13 protein-coding genes and 1 pseudogene are annotated in these 19,526 nt (G+C 39.7%); 5 read left to right on the plus strand and 9 right to left on the minus strand.

All coding sequences use genetic code 11. The features are described 5' to 3' along the window. Positions 1-41: 41 nt before the first annotated feature. Positions 42-1,424: a M20/M25/M40 family metallo-hydrolase gene (locus tag ACUR5C_RS10830; protein ID WP_454465140.1), complete on the minus strand. Its 1,383-nt coding sequence runs from the start codon at positions 1,422-1,424 to the stop codon at positions 42-44. A 126-nt stretch (positions 1,425-1,550) separates the two neighbouring features. On the opposite strand from ACUR5C_RS10830, the gene ACUR5C_RS10835 reads away from it, so the two are divergent. Both ACUR5C_RS10835 and ACUR5C_RS10840 read left to right on the plus strand, forming a co-directional pair. Then, on the plus strand, positions 1,551-2,033 hold the full coding sequence (locus tag ACUR5C_RS10835; protein ID WP_454465141.1) for a glutathione peroxidase: 483 nt from the start codon (positions 1,551-1,553) through the stop codon (positions 2,031-2,033). 36 nt (positions 2,034-2,069) lie between these two features. Further along, entirely contained in the window at positions 2,070-2,288 is a 219-nt protein-coding gene (locus ACUR5C_RS10840; protein ID WP_454465142.1) for a SlyX family protein, read from the plus strand. A gap of 255 nt (positions 2,289-2,543) precedes the next feature. On the opposite strand, the gene ACUR5C_RS10845 is transcribed toward ACUR5C_RS10840, so the two are convergent. The 4 genes from ACUR5C_RS10845 to cysS all read right to left on the minus strand — a co-directional run bounded on the left by ACUR5C_RS10845 (position 2,544) and on the right by cysS (position 8,302). After that, positions 2,544-4,685: a sensor histidine kinase gene (locus ACUR5C_RS10845; protein ID WP_454465143.1), complete on the minus strand. Its 2,142-nt coding sequence runs from the start codon at positions 4,683-4,685 to the stop codon at positions 2,544-2,546. A 112-nt stretch (positions 4,686-4,797) separates the two neighbouring features. Further along, the gene (fabB, locus tag ACUR5C_RS10850) at positions 4,798-6,012 is read right to left on the minus strand and encodes a beta-ketoacyl-ACP synthase I (RefSeq protein ID WP_454465144.1); all 1,215 of its coding nucleotides are present in this window, start codon (positions 6,010-6,012) and stop codon (positions 4,798-4,800) included. A 105-nt stretch (positions 6,013-6,117) separates the two neighbouring features. Beyond that, positions 6,118-6,648 carry a bifunctional 3-hydroxydecanoyl-ACP dehydratase/trans-2-decenoyl-ACP isomerase gene (gene fabA / locus ACUR5C_RS10855; RefSeq protein WP_454465145.1) on the minus strand — a complete coding sequence of 177 codons (531 nt, stop codon included), beginning with the start codon at positions 6,646-6,648 and terminating at the stop codon, positions 6,118-6,120. Positions 6,649-6,910: 262 nt separating this feature from the next. Beyond that, positions 6,911-8,302, minus strand: coding sequence for a cysteine--tRNA ligase (gene cysS / locus ACUR5C_RS10860; RefSeq protein WP_454465146.1), 1,392 nt, complete (start codon positions 8,300-8,302; stop codon positions 6,911-6,913). A 291-nt stretch (positions 8,303-8,593) separates the two neighbouring features. On the opposite strand from cysS, the gene ACUR5C_RS10865 reads away from it, so the two are divergent. Both ACUR5C_RS10865 and ACUR5C_RS10870 read left to right on the plus strand, forming a co-directional pair. Then, the gene (locus tag ACUR5C_RS10865; protein WP_454465147.1) at positions 8,594-9,085 is read left to right on the plus strand and encodes a peptidylprolyl isomerase; all 492 of its coding nucleotides are present in this window, start codon (positions 8,594-8,596) and stop codon (positions 9,083-9,085) included. A 140-nt stretch (positions 9,086-9,225) separates the two neighbouring features. Then, entirely contained in the window at positions 9,226-9,957 is a 732-nt protein-coding gene (locus ACUR5C_RS10870) for a UDP-2,3-diacylglucosamine diphosphatase (protein WP_454465148.1), read from the plus strand. A gap of 80 nt (positions 9,958-10,037) precedes the next feature. On the opposite strand, the gene ACUR5C_RS10875 is transcribed toward ACUR5C_RS10870, so the two are convergent. The 3 genes from ACUR5C_RS10875 to ACUR5C_RS10885 are packed head-to-tail and all read right to left on the minus strand — an operon-like array spanning position 10,038 to position 17,322. Continuing rightward, the gene (locus tag ACUR5C_RS10875; RefSeq protein ID WP_454465149.1) at positions 10,038-10,727 is read right to left on the minus strand and encodes a DUF4124 domain-containing protein; all 690 of its coding nucleotides are present in this window, start codon (positions 10,725-10,727) and stop codon (positions 10,038-10,040) included. 39 nt (positions 10,728-10,766) lie between these two features. Next, the gene (locus ACUR5C_RS10880; RefSeq protein ID WP_454465150.1) at positions 10,767-14,294 is read right to left on the minus strand and encodes a UvrD-helicase domain-containing protein; all 3,528 of its coding nucleotides are present in this window, start codon (positions 14,292-14,294) and stop codon (positions 10,767-10,769) included. Next, positions 14,287-17,322, minus strand: coding sequence for a PD-(D/E)XK nuclease family protein (locus ACUR5C_RS10885; protein WP_454465151.1), 3,036 nt, complete (start codon positions 17,320-17,322; stop codon positions 14,287-14,289). The genes ACUR5C_RS10880 and ACUR5C_RS10885 overlap by 8 nt, the downstream gene beginning before the upstream one ends. On the opposite strand from ACUR5C_RS10885, the pseudogene ACUR5C_RS10890 reads away from it, so the two are divergent. Then, a pseudogene (locus ACUR5C_RS10890) lies at positions 17,279-17,533 on the plus strand (IS110 family transposase); the annotation flags it as partial. The gene ACUR5C_RS10885 and the pseudogene ACUR5C_RS10890 sit on opposite strands and share 44 nt — an antisense overlap. A 550-nt stretch (positions 17,534-18,083) precedes the next feature. On the opposite strand, the gene ACUR5C_RS10895 reads toward ACUR5C_RS10890, so the two are convergent. Continuing rightward, positions 18,084-19,526, minus strand: coding sequence for an amidohydrolase family protein (locus tag ACUR5C_RS10895; RefSeq protein ID WP_454465152.1), 1,443 nt, complete (start codon positions 19,524-19,526; stop codon positions 18,084-18,086).

Here is a 19,526-nt window from a genome sequence, read left to right on the forward strand (position 1 = left end):
AAAATAAATAACGATTAAAGTTAGCTGCCGCTAAACATAGCTTAACGGCTTAATTTTTGCTCACTATTTGCTGCAATATAAGCAAACACAATATAAGCAGCAGTATTTTGTGATAAGTTTTCCGGCACTACTTTATCGAGCGTATCATCAGCAGTATGGTGCAGATCAAAATAGTCAGTCCCATCTTGGCGTAAACTAAATACAGACATACCTAATTGATACATCGGAATTAAATCAGGTCCAGGACCAGCGTTGTTATCGACATACTCAATTCCTAAAGGCCGCATTAAACGCTGCATTTTTTTAACGACAGGCAAATTATCTTCCGCAACATTCGATGCAAACGCATAGATTTTTCCCGCGCCAAAGTCTGACTCAGCCCCCGTAACATGGTTAGCTAAATCGTCTTTATGTGCTTTAGCATAAGCTTTTGCGCCAATTAAACCTTGTTCTTCATTAGCCCACAATACCACGCGAATCGTTCGCTTAGGGCGAACTGGGCTATCACCAATCATTTTCGCCGCAGCCATAGTGATTGCAACGCCAGCGCCGTCATCAACCGCACCAGTTCCAAGATCCCAAGAGTCTAAATGGCCACCGATTACTACTTTCTCATTCGGTAGCTCACTACCTAACATCTCGCCTATCACATTGTGTGAAGTATATTTTTCACCCTGGTGCGAATCAATTCTTAAGTTAATTCGGACAGGCTGCTTGCGCTTAAAAATTCGCACTAATAAATCGGCATCTGGATTGGAAAGTGCTGCAGCAGGAATACGCTTAACGCCTTGTTGGTACTGCATTAGTCCAGTATGCGGTAAACGGTGCGAGTCTGTACCAATGGAACGTATTACAACCGCAACGGCACCTTTTTTAGCCGCCTCAACCGCTCCATTACGCCTCGCCTTAACGGCAGGACCATAACCTTGACCATTTCTAAAGCGTTCCATTTTGCGGCTGATAAAAACAATTTTTCCTTTTGCTGCATTTTCAGGCGCGGCCTGTAATGCCTCAATTGAATCAAAGTGCACGACTTCGGCATGTATCCCTTTAGGGCCAGTAGGAACACTAAAACCAAGTGCGGAAATATGTAAATTATGAAAATAAGGCGCGGTAATCGAAGCACTTTCATGCTTTCTAATCCATGTATCAAACTCTACAGGCTCTTTCCAAACTTTATCAAACCCGAGCGATTTTAACTTATTCACTCCCCACTCCACCGCTAGCGCATCTTGCGGTGTGCCGGGCATTCTTGCGCCTACTTCAGTCGTTAAAGACTCTAAAATTTGAAAAGGTAAATCACTTTTTAGTGCTTTGTCTCTTAGCTGTGCAACTAGTGTTTCTTCGTCAAGCGGTTGAGCTTGCAAGCTTGCCGAGATGAGCGCTACCAATACAACGCTAATCAGCCTAAAAGGGTATTTCATTGTTTATTCCTATACTTTAATTTTAATATTCAATAGCGCTGTTTAAACAAGTCGCAGAGCTTACCAAATTGTGAACATCAGTGTACTATGTACGTTCAATTAGAGTTTACCTTTTAGAGGCAAAAAATGTCACAATCAATCTATGAGTTTGAAGTTAAAGACATCAATAATCAATTAGTTCCGTTATCAAACTATAAAGGCAAAACGTTACTAATTGTAAATACGGCCAGTAAATGCGGCTTTACTCCGCAATATAAAGGCTTAGAAGCGCTTCAATCTAAGCATCAAGCTAGCGGTCTTGAAGTATTGGGATTTCCCTGTAATCAATTTGGCAAACAAGAGCCAGGCGACAACCAAGAAATAGCGAGCTTTTGTGATCTAACCTACAAGGTCACATTCCCTCTTTTTGCTAAAGTTGATGTTAATGGTGACAATGCCGACCCGCTGTACAACTACCTTAAGTCTGAAGCAAAAGGTATTTTAGGCTCTAAAAGTATCAAGTGGAATTTCACCAAGTTCTTGGTTAATAAAGAAGGACAAGTCGTGAAACGTTATGCGCCAACCGATAAGCCTGAAACCATTGAAAAAGATATTTTGGCAATTCTTTAGCTTAATTATCAACTTTAGATTTAAACGGACCAATCAATGAACCAAGCGAACTTAGAACAACGAGTAGAAGAGTTAGAAACCAAAGTCATGTTTCAAGATGACCTAATTGAACAACTCAACGACTCAATTGTAAGGCAACTAGAAGACATAAAAAAACTAACTAAAATGATCGACAATTTAAACTCACAAATGGAAGATATTGCCCAACCCAATGTGATTGATGCGAACTTGGAAACTCCACCACCCCACTATTAAGCACACTAGCGCCATAAACATTAAAGCCAAAGAGTAGATCATAAAGTGGTCATTCAACTTTTTAGTTAGTGGCGCGTGCAATCAAGATAAAGAATTCAACTTATTATGGGTATTTGGGATTGATTTGAGTAGTTAGCTAAGCCTGAACGAAACAGCAACTGCACAGCTTTAGTTTGATAATTAATTCAGCCTTTTAACTACCGGCAAAAATTCTTCATTGATACACCGCCTAAAAACCTTTTACGCCTCGGGCGCTTAACAATCGCGAGAATTTTTGGGTAGCGTTATTGAAAATGTAGAACCGACATTTTCAGTCGACTCAATGCTTAATACTCCGCGATGTAGCTCAACTAATTGTTTACAAATTGAAAGCCCCAACCCGGCTCCTTCTCGAGTTTTATTCTTATACTCAAGCTGCTTAAAAGGCTCAAATATACTCGCAATTAAATCACTTTTTATGCCTATTCCTGTGTCAGCAACTGAAATAACTATCTGTTCGCTTTGATCAAATACTGCTACTTTTATTGAGCCTTCATCAGTATATTTTATCGCATTGTCTAGCAGAATGGTTAAGCACTGGCGTAATCGCCGCGCATCTGCGTTAACCATCACTGACTCTTGCTCGGGTCCTATCAAGGTTAACTCTTTTTGCTCAGCTTGCGTTTTAAAAGTTAAAATAATTTTTCGAATGTGCGAAGCAACGTTTATTTCTTCAGGGTATAAAGTAATCACGTCTTTACGAACTTTTACAAACTCCAGCAGCTCAGATACCAAGTCTTTTAAATGTTCCGCGCGTGAAGCGATAATTTCTAAATACTCCGTCCTTTCCTTTTCCGACTGAATTAACTCTTTATCTAGCAACAGCTGCGATAACCCAATAATTCCGTTGAGGGGGGTATTAAGTTCGTGCGAGGTTCTTGCTAGAAAGTCATCTTTAAGATCATCTAATTCTTTTAGCGCCTTATTACTCGACTCAAGTTCTTCGTTTTGCGCTTGAATTAATGCTCTAGTTTGCTGGGCGTGCTGCAATGCTTCTTTTTCCGCTTCTAATGCTTGTTTTAGCATTATTTGTCGCATCGACTGCATTCTCTCTACCATGCCTAGTGCAAGCAGTGTACCTTGCCATGCAGAACCAAACTGCGCTAAATCGACAATAGAAAAAGCTAAATCGTCCCACCCTAAAAGTTGCAACTCTATCAAGGTCCATATAAATAGCGCTACGAGAATCGCAAAGTTGCCAGCAATAAAATACCAAGCATAACGATACCCCTTATAAGCTAAGTAAATTGAAGAGAATAACAACAAGGCAGAAGCAAATGAGGTAATTAAGGCTTGAATCCATAACAAATTACTTTCGTGATAAAAAACTGCAACAGAACTCACTACCAGACCATAAATTAAAAAGTGCAGCAAGCGACATATTTTGCTTAAAGTGATTGATAAGTTTAAGTAAACGATCCCAAATTTAAGATAGAACGCGGGCGCAATGGCAGCAAGTAGACTCGCCGAATACTCGTTCCAAACTGGCCAGTTCGGCCACAAATGAGTCAGCCCAAAGCCGTAGAATGCATGAAAGAATATTGGGCTTGAAACCATTGCAACCACTAGCCAAAGATAAACTCGCTCTCTAAACCACAACCACAAGATAAAATGAAAACAAGCAATACCAATTGCAAACCCTAAGTAGCCAGCTTGTACCCGATGCGCTTCAATAAGTTCTTGTTGAAACTGCGTTTCATCTAATATTTTTAAGCGCTGTGCTAAAGGCTTGCGGCCTTGCCTAAATCCTTTACTTTTAAGATATAAAGTTGACTGAGGTTGGTTTACAAGCAACTTAACCATCGGACGGCTGCTGGGGTAGGTTCGCTTTTCAAGCGGTAGAAATGCGCTTAAATCATAGCTTTGCCACTTAGAGTCTTGTTGATAATAGAGTTCGCTTTCATGCCAATACCCAGGCGAAAACAACCATGATTTAGAAGCTAAATCACTGCGTATTCGCACTCTAAACCAGTACCATTGATTCGGATCTAAACGCGTTATATTGGTAAAGCTTTGCCATTTGAGATCCTTGTTTTGCAGCTCGTTTTGCAGCTCGCTTTGTAAAAGCGCATTAAAGTCTTTTAGCTGTTGTGAATTAGCCACTAAATACTCTATGTATGAAGCGGGAACCACACCATTAAATTGAGAGTTTAGGGTCAGTATGGTTGCTTTAGAGGCTAGTTTATCAACGGAAATATCAGCACTTGCCGATGCTTTTGTGGTTTCAATGATCTCGGTTGCTTGATTTAGCTGCTCAGATTGAAGGGCGGAGGCGCAAACACTCCCCCAAAAGCAGCATGTAGAAATAAGTATACCTAGAAAGATATTAACCAGCTGATGGCGACTTTTAAATTTCAATCTATGGTCTCATTTATTATTGTAGTTTTTACTGCTATCAATTGATTCTACTTAAGACAAAAAAAAAGCGCCAGTTAAGACGCTTTTTTATTTATGTTTCGCTAGTTTGAGGCTAGCCTTTATACTTTCCAAACACCAAGCTAGCGTTAGTACCACCAAATCCAAAACTATTCGATAAAATCGTATTTAACTCTGCATCTTGAGTTTTAGTTACAATCGGTAAGTCTGCGGCTTGAGGATCAATCTGGTTTATATTTATTGAACCGGCAATAAAACCATGTTTCATCATTAAAAGACTATAAATGGCTTCGTGTACGCCTGTCGCACCTAATGAGTGACCAGCTAACGATTTGGTTGAACCAATTTTTGGAATGTTATTACCAAAAGTTTCTTTAATTGCGCCTAACTCAGCTGTATCACCTACCGGCGTGCTGGTTCCGTGAGCATTAATATAATCAACTTCTGCATCAACTGTGGCAAGCGCCTGTTGCATACAACGAACAGCACCTTCACCAGATGGCGCAACCATATCGTAGCCATCTGAAGTTGCACCGTAACCAATAACTTCGGCGTAGATTTTAGCGCCACGAGCCTTGGCATGTTCTAACTCTTCCAGAACTAGAATTCCGCCGCCAGAAGAAATAACAAAGCCATCACGCGTTTCGTCGTATGGCCGAGAAGCCGTTTCAGGGGTATCATTATATTTAGATGAAAGTGCTCCCATCGCGTCGAATAATAAAGTTAAACGCCAATCTTCTTCTTCACCACCGCCGGCAAAAATAATATCTTGTTTGCCAAGTTGGATTTGCTCGTAAGCATTTCCTATACAGTGCGCACTCGTTGCACAAGCAGAAGTAATGGAATAATTCACTCCTAAAATTTTAAATGGCGTAGCTAAACACGCGCTGGTAGTACTCGCCATTGTTTTAGGTACCGCATAAGGACCTACTCGCTTAACACCTTTTTCTAAGCAAATATTTACTGATTCAACTTGGGCTTTTTGTGAACCGCCACCAGAACCGGTAATAATCCCTGTTCGCGGATTAGATACCAAACTATCTGGAAGCTCAGCGTCTTTAATCGCTTGGCTCATTGCAATATAAGTGTAAGCAGAAGCATCGCCCATAAAGCGTAAAACTTTACGGTCAATATGGTCTTTAGTTTCAAGATCAGGGCGTCCAGCAACTTGGCTGCGTAGCCCAAGTTCCTTATATTTTTCCATAAAACGAATGCCAGATTTACCCGCTTTTAGCGAATCAACGACACTGTCTACATCATTACCTAAACATGAAACAACACCCATGCCGGTGACAACGACTCGTTTCATTTTAATTCCTCACTTTGTTTTAGAAGCTACGCACTGGCCTAGCTTCTATCAATTATAATTTGATGGAACGGCTACTAGCATAGGCTAGTTAGTGGTTGCTACTGGTTAAAAGTCAGCGGTTGATTCAAACAAGCCAACTCGAAGATTTTTTGCCGTGTAGATTTCTCTTCCGTCTACCAGCATTTTAGCATCTGCAATAACCATTGAAAGTCCTTTTTTCAATACTCTTTTAATATCAACGACATATTGCACAACTTTAGCAGTGGGTAAAACTTGGCCAACAAACTTTATTTCCCCTGCGCCTAACGCTCGCCCTTTTCCAGGGTAACCACTCCAAGATAAGAAAAACCCGGTTAACTGCCACAAAGCATCAACGCCTAAACAGCCAGGCATAACTGGATCTGATTCAAAATGACAACCGAAAAACCATAAATCAGGGTTAATATCGAGCTCTGCTATTACCTGACCTTTACCATAACTTCCGCCTTCGTCGCTAATTTTAGTAATACGATCCATCATTAACATATTAGGTAACGGTAATCGGGCTATAGGGCGTCCTTCGGTTGCAGTACCGATAAGCTCACCTTTACCACAAGCAATTAACTCATCTCTCGAAAATGACTCTGTACGGCTCATAAAATTTAACCTTATTTGTGACAGCTTAAATTGTGTATTAGAGGCGGGCAACTTAGCTGACACTATAAAGTTGCAAAATGCCCCATTAAAAAATCGCGCCATTATCGCTTGTTTAAGACATCAAACTGGTATGACCTTAGCGTACAAGTGTTCGCTCAACCGTTATTTTAATTAAATAACTAAAAAGCCAGCGATTTACGCTGGCTTTAATGGGTTTATTTAACTTAGTTTCATTCTTAGGAAGCTAAAGAGCCTGCCTTAACTACTCTCTCCGCCATACGGTTTGACCAGACTTGTCTTCTAGTACAATCCCCATTTGCTGCAACTTATCTCTAATTTCATCTGCTTTGCCCCAGTCCTTGTCTGTACGCGCTTGATTACGCTGCAAGATTAAGTCTTCAATTTCCGACTCATCACTATCACTAGTGCTGGCGCTAGAGCGTAAAAACAACTCGGGAGACAATTGCAAAATACCTAACACGCCACCTAAATGCACTAATAACGCAGCGAGCTCGGCAACCTTTGGACTTTGGCTTGCTTTTAACTTGTTAATTTCTTTGGCTAGCTCAAATAAAGCAGACAGCGCAACCGGGGTATTAAAATCATCATCCATTGCGCCGATAAATTTAACCACATGCGGATTATTTTTATCTAATTGAAAACTAGACGCTACTTCAACATCACGCAGTGCTAAATAAAGACGCTCTAAACTGGCGTCTGCTGCCTTTAAACTGTCTTCACTATAGTTTAATTGACTTCTATAGTGACTTGTCAGCATAAAATAACGAACAGACTCGGGACGGTAAAGCGCTAAAACATCACGAATAGTAAAAAAGTTATTCAATGATTTAGACATTTTTTCTTTGTCGACTTGGACCATTCCGGTATGTATCCAAATATTAGCAAAGCAGCAACCATTGGCCGCTTCCGATTGAGCAATTTCATTTTCGTGATGTGGAAACTGAAGATCTGAGCCACCGCCGTGAATGTCAAAGTTATCACCTAGGCACTTTTTAGACATGGCAGAACATTCAATATGCCAACCAGGACGCCCTTCTCCCCACGGCGAAGGCCAACTCGGCTCGCCGGGCTTTGCAACTTTCCAAAGAACAAAGTCCATAGAGTTCTTCTTGTCAGTCGCTACATCAACTCTTTCACCGGCCTGTAAGGCATCTAAGTTTTGCTTACTTAGCTTGCCATAGTCTTTAAATTGAGGCACATGGTAATAAACGTCACCATTTTCTCCTTGATAAGCATATTCCTTTTCAATAAGCGATTGAATTACTTCAATAATTTCGGGTATTGACTCAGTTGCTTTAGGCTCAATATCAGGCCGAATCATGCCTAGCGCGTCAAAATCTTCGTGCATTATTTTTTCAAAACGAGCCGTTAGTTCACCGATACTCTCGTTATTTTGATTTGCACGCTCAATAATCTTGTCGTCAATGTCGGTGATATTTCTAATAAACTTTAAATCGTAGCCAGAAAACCTTAAATATCTCGCCATAACGTCAAAAGACACAAAGGTTCTCGCGTGCCCTACGTGACTATAATCATAAATCGTGATGCCACACACATACATACGCACTTTTCCCGGCTCAATCGGCTTAAACTCGCGTTTGCTTTGAGAAAGACTATCGTATATTTGTAGCATGGATAATGTGCTCCGTTATTTGCGGAATTAAAATAATAAGTTAAAAACAACTAACGATGTTTTAGACTGTTAATTGGCCGCTATTATAATGCCCTTACCCATTGAAAGCACCCCCAATTAGTCGCTTTTAAATAAACAAAAGTTTGCTTGTACCGGCATTGAGGACAATACGCCATATTTTGCGCTTTGGCGTAATTCAGTTATCTGCGACACAATATCAGCTCTTTGTTCGCTTTCATTTGCCTGTCTAATTACGTTAAAATCAACTTTTTTCCAGTTGGAGTAATATTAATGGTTATTTTTCACACAAATTTCGGTGACATTAAAATTGAGCTTGATGCCGAGAAAGCCCCTGAAACCGTAAAGAACTTTATGTCATATGTTGAGTCTGGCCACTATGAAGGGACAATTTTTCATCGCGTCATTGAAAACTTTATGATTCAAGGTGGAGGCTTTGACAAAGACCTCAATCAAAAAGCCGTTGGCGCTCCAATTAATTGTGAATCACAAAATGGCCTGTCTAATAAAGTAGGTACTTTGGCTATGGCTCGGACTATGGATCCTCACTCTGCCACCGCGCAATTTTTTATTAATGTAAAAGATAACGACTTTTTGGATTTTACCAACGAGACAGCACAAGGTTGGGGATACGCAGTTTTTGGAAAAGTGGTTGACGGCATGACAGTAGTTAATCAAATTAAAGGCGTTGAAACAACTAGCTCTCGTGGCATGCAAGATGTGCCAGTAGACCCGGTTGAAATAATTAAGGTTAGTGTAGAATAGTTAATTTTTGAGCTAAGAGAGCGTTTTAAACTAGTTTCTATTATAACTGGCTATTAAAGCGCTTTAACTTAGCTTGTCAATTTTTTAAAACGCTAGTTCCAGCATAATTTATTAGTTTAGTCATCGCATAAGAGTCTAATATGTCAAAAGCCATTGGAATAATTTCTGACCTTCATCTTTGTGAAGAGCAACCTCACCTGAGCGAGCTTTTTTTGCATTTTATGCAAACTATCGCGCCAAATTATTCGCAGCTTTATGTCCTTGGAGATTTATTTGAAGTTTGGGTTGGTGACGATCATCAAAGCCCCTTTAACTTAACAATCATTGACGAGTTTAAAAAATATTCGCAAACTTCTGGCGAGCTATTTTTTATGTTAGGTAATAGAGATTTTCTGCTAGGCGATGAATTTTGCCAACAAACAGGCGGCAATTTACTTAGCGAGCCCTATATCACAACATGGTTTGAACAAAAGATTTGCCTTTTACACGGTGACTCACTTTGCACTGACGATGTTGAATATCAACAGTTCAGAAACATGGTTCGCGCACCTCAATGGCAGCAAAAATTTTTAAGCCAACCTTTAGCCAATCGATTAGCTTACGCTGAAAGCGTGCGCCAGCAAAGCCAAGCACAGCAAAAACAAAAGACAAATCAAATCATGGATGTCAATTCCGCGGCAGTAGAAGAATTGGTTAAACAAACCCAGTGCGACCGATTAATTCATGGACACACGCATAGAGAAAACTGCCATCAATTAACAGTAAACAACAAACCCGTAGAACGTATCGTATTAAGTGACTGGGGACAACAAGGCCATTATTTAGACGTCACCCAAAGCGGCATTAAAAGTGTTTATTTTAACTTGCCATAATAAATACTTAAAATCGTTCCTTTTAGCTTTAGCTAACTAAAGTACTCCCTTTAGATTTTTATACCGTGGGGGTAGCGAGGCTAACGCCGGTATCTTACTCCGCACCACTGATTGTACTTTATATATTTCTTGGCAATAACGCAGTTAGTTTGAATAAGCTCAGACAATGCAGAACAATAATCTTGTAGCCAAATGCTTTGTGCAACATCTTTGCTTTTGTCCAGCTTTTTTTCAAAACGCTTTAAATGATTCAATTGACTAGTGCACTGCAATGAAAGACCAAGATCTTTAGTGTCAGTTTGATCATTCCTAGCTGTGCTTTGTTGACGTGTAGTAACATTAGGTAAATATTGTGTCGGTTTATTATTCTTTATTTCATATTGCCGCGACGGGCTGATACTCCCAGGCTTACGAGTTGGCTCGCTGGTGTAAGTAACCGTTTGGTACTCTCTATCTTTTGGAGGCGTTTGTGTGAACTTTAAATTTCCAGCGTCATCAAGCCAACGATACATCAGCTTTTGTGCGCTTTTATCTTGGCTACTATCAGCGTTAGGCTGAAAATTGCTTTTAGGTTGTTGCTTTATCAGAGTGTTAGGCCGATTGACAGGCTCATTTGGCGACTTAGCCGACTGAGAAAAAATCTGGTTTAGCCAACCCATAACACCAGCCTCACTGTTACTTGATTGAGGCTTAAAAATAAGCCTAGCCCCAAGTCCTAATCCAACCAGAATTAAAATAAATAATAAAAATCGTGTAAAGCTAGACTGCATATTCTACCTATTAATTATCAGTTTGTACGACGTCGAAGTTTAACTTTCAATAACTACTTCAAAATGGCTCAACAACGGGAAATATAAACCGCATCGAATCGGGCGCTTTTCTAGCTGAGAAAACATTCTAAAATAATCACTTAGCTGTACAAAATAGACTTGCTTTTCTCTTTGTAAAAATTGTGCAAGCGACTCGCCTTTTTCAGGAGTAGAAGATTTATAGTCTACAATCCAACGCACCTCATCTTTGATAAATGTTCTATCAATGATACGAGTTAAAACGCCACCATCCTCAATTTTTTTGTGTAGTACAAGTTCACTCGCTGCATCGTCGTTAGGTCCTACAATCATTTTCCCTAGCGGATCTTCTAGGGTCATAGTAACACCTTTTACAACGGCGTCTATGGCATTCTGTAACTCTTCGGGCAAACTAAATGCGAGTAAGCTGACTAATTGAGAGCGAGTTAACTCTGGCCAATTTGGGGGTAATTTAAAGTTGGGCTGATAGTTTTCGCTTATCCATTGCAATTGTCGGTGCATGACCGTGCCTATGGCAACCGCTATATCTGAAGTTACAGCAAATTCAGTTGCTTGTGACTGAGCCATTGCTGCGCTTGCACCTGCGCCTATAGTGTGGGCGGCAAACAAATCCCTTTGCTGAGGTTCTAGTGGCACATCAGGGTGTGAATTAAGCGCTTCAAGGCAATTAGCGGTGCGGACATTTTTAGGTAATTTAGCCGCACGCTCTAAATTGACGCGCTTAATTTGGCGGCTATCATATTGGGCTTTGCTTGGGAGTAAATTAGATTGTTCTAAAGCCGCTTCAGACTTGGCTAAAATGACAGAGTAATTATCTTTAATTCCTGGCCAAAGCATATTTAAAAAGCTGCCGGAAGGTGGTGTTTTTATTTCACCTTTTTTAAGGTCCTGTTTTAAGTTGCCTAATAAAATTAAATTTTGTTTAGCTCGAGTGGCAGCAACATATAAAACACGCTGGTCTTCATAAAAAGATTTCTTAGAATCTAAAAAAGAAATAAATTGATAGACCGGATCATTGTTTTGCCCAGTTTCTCTAGAAATAGCTAATAAATTATGGGCATCACCTTGTTCATCAACTACCTCAGTCCACTTTAAAAGCGATGAATCTCCTCCGGGTTTCATCGCGTCTAAGCGCGGCAGTATTACAGTATCAAACTCCAGTCCTTTTGATTTATGAATGGTCATTACTTGAATTTGTGCGTCGGCTAACGGATTAGGTGCGGCAAACAAGCGCTCAATGGCTTCATTCACTTTTTTTCTATCACCAAGCTCACCACCTTGCTGCAGCGTTGCTAACTTTTCCACACAAACAATTAAATCCGCTTGTTCTGACGAATAGTCTAATTGATACATTCCGCCTAACGCTTTAAAGCAGCCAAGCAACCATTTTTTAAATGGTTTTTTACCTTTTTGTTGTCGAGCCGCCTCAAGTAATGGAAGTATTCTTTGGCACCTCTCTTGCCCAAGCGTAGAAATATTATTTGACGCAGCCTTAATTCGTTGCAGCATTGGTTGAACGTTATCGCTAGTTGTCATAATTAAGCGAATATCATTTAAACTCAGCCCAAACCAAGGCGAGCGCATACAGCTAACCCAACTGAGTTGGTCATAATCATCGCAGAGTGCAAAAGCCAAGTTAGTAATATCTTTTACGACCATTTTTTGTGACAAGCGGTCTATTTCTACGGCTTGATAAACAATTGAATGTTGATTAAGCAGCTCAATAATTTCTATTAAGTGACCTCGGCCTCTAGCTAAAATCGCCAAGGTTTGAGGCTTGTCACGCTTAGCATTGCTTGCAAGGTGCGATTTAACTATTTCGAGTATTTTTTCTGCTTGAAGCCAGTGGCTTTCAGCATCAATAGTTAAGTATGTTTCAACCTTTGCACCAATATCTTGTTGATGAAAAGCAACTGATGGTGCATAGCTCACCGCAGAGTAAGTTAAATCTTCTAGCTCTGGCATCAACTGAGAAAACTGCTGATTAACCCAATTAACAATCTTAAAATTTGAACGAAAATTTACTTCAAGATTTCGCGGCAAAATTTTAATTTGCTCAAGACCTTGCTCTCTTATTTGCATAAACAAGCTTACATTAGCGTCTCTAAATCGATAAATCGACTGCATAGGATCGCCCACTAAAAATAGACTGCGCTGTAAAGAGTCATCCCAACCAGCAGTAAGCATTTTTATTAATTCAATTTGTGGTGTCGAAGTATCTTGAAACTCATCAATTAAAATATGTTCTAAGCGGTGATCTAAAACCAATGCCAAATCACTGGGACTGTCTGCGTGGCCTAAAGCGTTTAGTGAAGCAATAGCAAGCTCTGAAAAGTCGACTAAATTATATTGCTTAAATATTAATTTCAAATGCCCCACCGCAATTGGTAGTAGCGCTACCGCAGCATGCAATGCTTCTTGAGTAAAACTGCGTTCAACATCGTCGGGTAATTGTCTAATTTGATCGAGTAAATCAACCACCTCTGGCATCGTTTTGAGCTGCTCAGCAATTAATAATACTTGTGACTTATTTTTACTAAAGCGCTCTTCTTCAATTACGTTAGACGCATCTTTGGCTGTAGGAAAACCATTTTTAACATTAAAGCTAGTGTAAACCTCTGGTTTTTTTGCAGCTTTTAAAAACAGCTCTGCAATCGCCTTCCATGTAGGCAAGTCAGCTACCTGCGGGAATTTAATTGCCGCTTGCGGCTCTAGCTGACAAATGTAAACTTTATTTTGAGCGCCTTTTTTAACCAGTACTTCACTTGCTTGATTAAGTAACTCCGGTAGCTCGCAAAGAATATCGGTAGGAATTACCGCGTAGGCTTTTTGCAACTTCTCGGTCATAATCACTTCAAATGATTCAATTAATGAAGCAGAGTCAAACTGGCGCGAATGGCGTGTAACACTACCAATCCACTGCAATCTCTTTGCTAACATTTGAGCAACAAGCTCGATGACTTGCGAAACATTATTATCTTTATGCTGTAATAAAGTTAAAATATGAGAGGAATATTCGTTATCCTCTGCAACTGACTCTATTAACGCTTGCGCAGCTTGCAAATAATAGGACTGAGCATTTTCTTCTACCTTTGGTAATACGCCTGTTTGCGACAAAAGCGGAAGCGCATTGCTCAATGAAGATGATAAACTATCAATCGTGGTTATATTTAACCGAGATGAGTTTTCTAGTAAGTTCCACCCCAGCGCAGTATCTCGCTGGATAACTTTTTGTGCTAAATCCCAACGTTTTTTTTCATGAGAAGCCGATGGCTGTGGCTGTTGTCCTAATTGCAAAGCCGAAACAACGCGGTTACGCATTTCGGCGGCTGCTTTACGCGTAAAAGTAATTGCTAAAATATTTTCAGGTTTTTCTACCACCGCAAGTAACGCTAAAATGCGCTGAGTTAATAACTCCGTTTTACCAGAACCGGCCGGTGCCTGAACAATAAAAGATTCAAATGGATTTAACAGCTCGTCTCTTACAGACTGATCACTTACCTGATTAGTCTCAACAGAATTATTCATCGGCAGTCTCCTCTGTTGAGCAAGCTAATTTTTCAGGTTGTCCTTCTTGAATGCGGCAAAAGTCGCTTAACTCACAAAAGCGACAATTTTCGCTGGTAGACTGAGGCGAAACAGGCATATATCCCGACTTAATATTCTCCGCAAGATTAGATAAGTCATGTCGCCATTGTGCCAAAACATTAAGGTTGAAATTATAGCCATTGGTATTTTTAAGAAAGGATTTAGTTTTATCTAATTTGTTCTCAGCACTCAGTTCAATGCAGCTTACAGTCTCTTTAAAAGGCGACTGAAGATCATTTTCGTTTAATTGCGGCGAGAAGCTAAAACCGGACTGAGCGATCTCGCCCGTTTTTACTTTGGCATAGTAAAGACCAGCAACCTTACTCTGCTGATTTGCCAAAATATAAGCGGGCATTTGTGCTTCTTGTGGTCTTTCTCCTAACCATTTCTTAATATCTGTAGAACCTGTCTTATAGTCAATAATTTCTATACTGCCGTCGGCTAAAGTATCAATACGATCGACTCTAAACTTTAAGTCAATGCCATTGAGATTAAGTGTCTGTTCAATTTCTGTGGCAACCTTAAAATCTGGTTTTTGCGTTTCAATAATTAACAACTCTCTAATTTGCTGGAACAGCTTATTAAATTCAATATCAATGACAGGTTCAGATGCGTTGGCATATAATTGCTTAAGGTAGACATTTTTAGCGTCTAAAAGCGCTCGCCTTATACTTTCATCAATCTGTGATTGCTCCATTGCTAACAAAGTTTTTTTATCTTTTACTTTATTCCAAAAGAACTCCATTGCTGTATGCAACCATGAACCTTTAATTTTTGCTTGAATCCCCGGTTTGTTATCTTCTGGTATAGACAAGTCAAACAAAAAACTGCTGAGTGATTTAAATGGGCATGCTGCATAGTTGCTTAATAAGTAGGTTCCGCCCTTTATTGAACTTTCCTGCAAATCAATTTTTTCATCAGTAATCCACTGGTAATCCGGCGTAAAAATGGGTTCTGCCGAGTCAGCGACAAACTCACTGGGCAAGCACAGCGAGATTTTCTCAAAGAAAGAAGAAGAATTGGTTTCACCTGCTTCATTAAATGATTCTGTTATCCAAATTGAACTAGCCGAATTAAGCAGTGAGCTCGAAATGTCTTTTGCGTACTCATACTCTTTTTCTGCCGAGCTATTGGGCATTTTAAAGGTTTGCTGAACTAAAGTCGGTATAAACGGGTTTAATTTAGCTTTTTGCGGCCAGTTAGATTGGTTAAACCCCACAATAATGGTGGCATCAAACTCTAAACCTGCAGCCTCTAACACCCCAAGAATATGAATATTAGTTCTATCGCTGGGCATTTGAAAAGAGGCCTGCTTAATCGCTTGAAACAAAAACTCTTTCGCTTGAGAGTGGCGCGGCTTATCGTATACTCTGGTTAAGTTTTTTGTGCCAAGCATTAAAGCTTCAAACTCTTTTAACTGCTTTAGCTCAGCTTGATTTAATTTTTCTTTTACCCCCCAGCCCCAATATTGTAGCCTGTGACTCCATGAGTCGACCCATGCTTGCATTGGCCTAGGCGTATTACTCGCATTTAATAACAGCTCGATCCGCTGCTTTAATAGTTCCAACTCTTTGGCTTTGGCATGCGTTTTAATTGCCTGCAAAATAAAATCGTAAGAATACTGCGGATAACTTAAATTACCTAACTGATTGAGAAAGGCTCTAATTTCAGCAGTATGCTGGCCCCAGTCGATAAAAGGGGTTGTTTTAATTAAGTAAAGTGACTCTAAGTTAAGCCCTTTATAATCAAACCCCAAAATTTTAGTCGCAATATAAATAAGCGGAAGCGCTTGAAAGGATTCACCAGCGGAAACGTTATATCGCATTCTCTCAAGCTCTACCCATGGCTTGTCCTCTTCTGGGTGAAATACTTGACTAAATATATCGTGAACTTGGTCGGTATAATTAGCTAATTGATGCACCACCACAGCAATATTTTTATCAGGCGATTCAAGCGTAATTTGTTTAGTTAATTTTGCCGCAAACTCTAGTTCAGACTTTAACTCAGTATGTTGAGTCCGTTTGATAAAATCTGCTTTTACCTGTGGTTGAAACTCACTAACCTGAGAGCCAGATTTAATGCAAAGCTGAATAAAAGATTGTTCCGCAGGCGTAAGCTGATTAAATCCAACCAATACGATTTTTTCAGGCAATAAGGTTATCAATTTTCTTTGGTTTTCTATTAGCCACCATAGCTTTTTAAAGCTTGCAATTAAATTTCGCTCCATTAGAAAGCTTTCTAGTGCTAAACCAAAGTTAATAAAGCATTCAACTTCTTTACTAACCGAGTCTAGGGTACACGGCGCACTCGGTTGTTGTGCAAAAAAACTGAGCGACTCAGCTAGCTTTTCGCCCTGCTCATTAAGATAATTTGGTTCTAAGTTGGCATCATTAAATAAACTTAGATCGAGCAAGTCTTGCGTTATAATACAAGTCTCTTCTGAAGCAGATAACACTTTTCCTAAGCTGTTTAAACTAATTCCCCATTGGGACAATACTTTGTAGGCATCAAGCATTTTTTCTGCAACACCAAGCTCATTAGTTAGTTGCCATTGAGTGTCTGCTTCAATTTTCTGTTTTAGCCAAGACTTTAACTCTAAGTTACCTATTATTACCGGCAGCAGCACTTGAAACGATAGCTCTTCCCAAAGCAAATCTAGCCACTCGCTAAACGAATATACACTTTGGGCAACGCGCACTTCTCCTTCGGCAGCATTAGCCACAAAACCAGCGATTAAAGCCTGCTTAGTGCGCGCGTTAGGCGCTAAAAAAAGACAGCCATCACTATCTTGTGATTGGATTTTTGTCGTATTGATGGTTATTGGCATGGTATATAAAACAACCAGATTAGATAGACAGATTAAAGCACTATTTTGAGCGAGAGGTGAAACAGATGCAAGAACTAAGTGAAGAAGGACTCGAGTAAGCCGTGACGACCGTATCGACTCTTTCAAGATCGCTAATCTCATTCGAGGTGGAAACTTCCCATTAGCCTACGTTTACCTAAAAGAGAAACAAGCAACACGAGAGCTGCTCCGCCGAAGAATGAAAATAGTACGCCACAGTGCACATCTAAAAGCACATGTCGTTAATACAACTAGCCAATACAACTTACCGCCCAACAAAGTTAACTTAAAGAATATCTGCGCCCGTGAAAAACTTATGTCAATATTTGATGATCAAAAATTCCTGAAGAGTAAGTCACGCAATGAGGGTAGCGCAACGCCTAACTGGACGTATGCAGAGTGTGATTAAAATTGATGTCTGCTGACTGGTTTTAAACTTAACATTTCAATTTTATACACCAAAAACTAGGACCCAACCACCTTGATTAGCCACCTCATTGGCGTGCTTTTTTAATTTAATGAGTAAGGTTGTTTACACCTTAACTGAGCCTGGTAATAACTGGATAATGAAATTAACCCCTAATCTTGAATAGTGCCTTTATAAGGTTAACCGATGAATGTCTCGGTAACTGCTCATGTGTTACTCTAACTCCTGCATCCATGCAATCGTAGTGCCCCTGCTAAACTCTATGGAAAGTACCAAGCAGGCAATGTTGAGAACAAAGTGAGAGAGCCTCTATATGTGTTTGCGGTAAGCAATTGACTTCACAGCTCAAACGACAGACGAAGTAGATGATATTACTAATTAACTATTACTTGGTTACTGAGGTAACCGAAAGTAATTACTTTTGCTTATTGACTAGAGAGCCACTCATGTGTGTTCGCTATTTATTGACCACCAAACTTTCTCTAGCTATGGGCTCTCCATGTAGGATAATCGTTTCTATACGGTTCCACGATTCTATAGAGTCTAAAGGATTAGTTTTAAGTAGTAGAAGGTTAGCAATTTTGCCTACTTCTACTGTACCGTAATCATTATCAATTCTGAATTGTTTAGCATTATTAATGGTTGCCGCCGCTAGTACTTCTTCCAGCGATAGCCCTGCAGTAACCATAGTTTTCATTTCTTGGTAGGTTGTCAGCCCTGGTTGATTGGCAAAACTAGGGCTTCCAGGGAAGTCCGAAGCCAATAAAATAGGATGGTTAGAACTTCTTAGATATTGAATGACTTTATTGCCTTTTCCTATTCGTCCATATAAAAATGCATCTGAGATTGATTGATCAGGCATTCCATCAAAGCCAATTCGAAGTTCTTCTTTGAACCATTGCGCTTCAGCGGTTTTATACCAATCAATAAGTGACTTAGGTGTAATGGATGAAAATTCAGGAGAATTAACAATGGTAGAGATCATTACTTCACCTAAGCCAGCAATCACTCTTTGTGTTGGCATATAACCTACTTCGTCATTAATCATTTTATCCAGAGTGTTAGAAATTTCTTTAGGAATATTTTGTTCGCGATTATATTGCCCCCAATTCCACATACCATGAGCGATAACATCAACACCTGCGGCAAGTGCTAATTGCTGCATATCTAAGGCATTAGCATGAGCGACTATAAGCAAATTAGACTTTTTAGCAGCTAGTTTAATTCGTTTTAATGTGTTAGTTGATAGTGTTGCCCATTGGTTAGCATTACCATAACCGTCTTCAAAATAAAGCTTTATACACGAAGCACCTGAATGGGCAATTTTATCAATTAACCTTTCTACTGAATTTTCTGCGGTTGCTTCTGCACTTTCATCAATTAAATAAGTAAACATTGATCTTGATAGGTCGTCTGTTTTCTCTACATATGGGAAGGTATTCTTTGATGTTAATACTTCACAGCGAAAATAATCAGGACGATGAGAAGCCGAAGTAAAATAATTGAAACTCACTCCCGGATTCGGATCAAGTATTTGAGTTACCCCATAAAATAAAAAGCTTCTTGGTTGTTGTTCAAAATAAGCTTGTGCGAGTTTCGGATTTTTAATCGCCATTGGCTCAACCCCAAACCCCATACCCGGGATTGACGATACGTGTGCATGGCTATCCATAAGACCTGGCGTTAAAAATTTACCTAAACCATTTATTTTAAGATCGTAGGATGTAATCTTTTTTCTAGTTATTTCGCTAATTCGTCCGTCACTTATTAATACATTCATCTGAATTTTGGGAGCTTGCAAGTGAGATGAAACGATAGTGACATTTTCTATAAGAACTTTGTTTTCCGCTAATGAAGCAAAAGAAAACAGAGAAATTGAAAGTAATAATACTTTAATCAT

The organism is Aliikangiella aequoris, from assembly GCF_053709105.1.

What these genes read in the sequence shown, in the direction of transcription:
- ACUR5C_RS10880 (WP_454465150.1), bottom strand. Translation starts at nt 14,294, where the DNA reads ATGAATAATTCTGTTGAGACTAATCAGGTAAGTGATCAGTCTGTAAGA.
- ACUR5C_RS10840 (WP_454465142.1), top strand. Translation starts at nt 2,070, where the DNA reads ATGAACCAAGCGAACTTAGAACAACGAGTAGAAGAGTTAGAAACCAAA.
- ACUR5C_RS10870 (WP_454465148.1), top strand. Translation starts at nt 9,226, where the DNA reads ATGTCAAAAGCCATTGGAATAATTTCTGACCTTCATCTTTGTGAAGAG.
- ACUR5C_RS10835 (WP_454465141.1), top strand. Translation starts at nt 1,551, where the DNA reads ATGTCACAATCAATCTATGAGTTTGAAGTTAAAGACATCAATAATCAA.
- ACUR5C_RS10885 (WP_454465151.1), bottom strand. Translation starts at nt 17,322, where the DNA reads ATGAGATTAGCGATCTTGAAAGAGTCGATACGGTCGTCACGGCTTACT.
- ACUR5C_RS10875 (WP_454465149.1), bottom strand. Translation starts at nt 10,727, where the DNA reads ATGCAGTCTAGCTTTACACGATTTTTATTATTTATTTTAATTCTGGTT.
- fabB (WP_454465144.1), bottom strand. Translation starts at nt 6,012, where the DNA reads ATGAAACGAGTCGTTGTCACCGGCATGGGTGTTGTTTCATGTTTAGGT.
- cysS (WP_454465146.1), bottom strand. Translation starts at nt 8,302, where the DNA reads ATGCTACAAATATACGATAGTCTTTCTCAAAGCAAACGCGAGTTTAAG.
- ACUR5C_RS10895 (WP_454465152.1), bottom strand. Translation starts at nt 19,526, where the DNA reads ATGATTAAAGTATTATTACTTTCAATTTCTCTGTTTTCTTTTGCTTCA.
- fabA (WP_454465145.1), bottom strand. Translation starts at nt 6,648, where the DNA reads ATGAGCCGTACAGAGTCATTTTCGAGAGATGAGTTAATTGCTTGTGGT.
- ACUR5C_RS10830 (WP_454465140.1), bottom strand. Translation starts at nt 1,424, where the DNA reads ATGAAATACCCTTTTAGGCTGATTAGCGTTGTATTGGTAGCGCTCATC.
- ACUR5C_RS10865 (WP_454465147.1), top strand. Translation starts at nt 8,594, where the DNA reads ATGGTTATTTTTCACACAAATTTCGGTGACATTAAAATTGAGCTTGAT.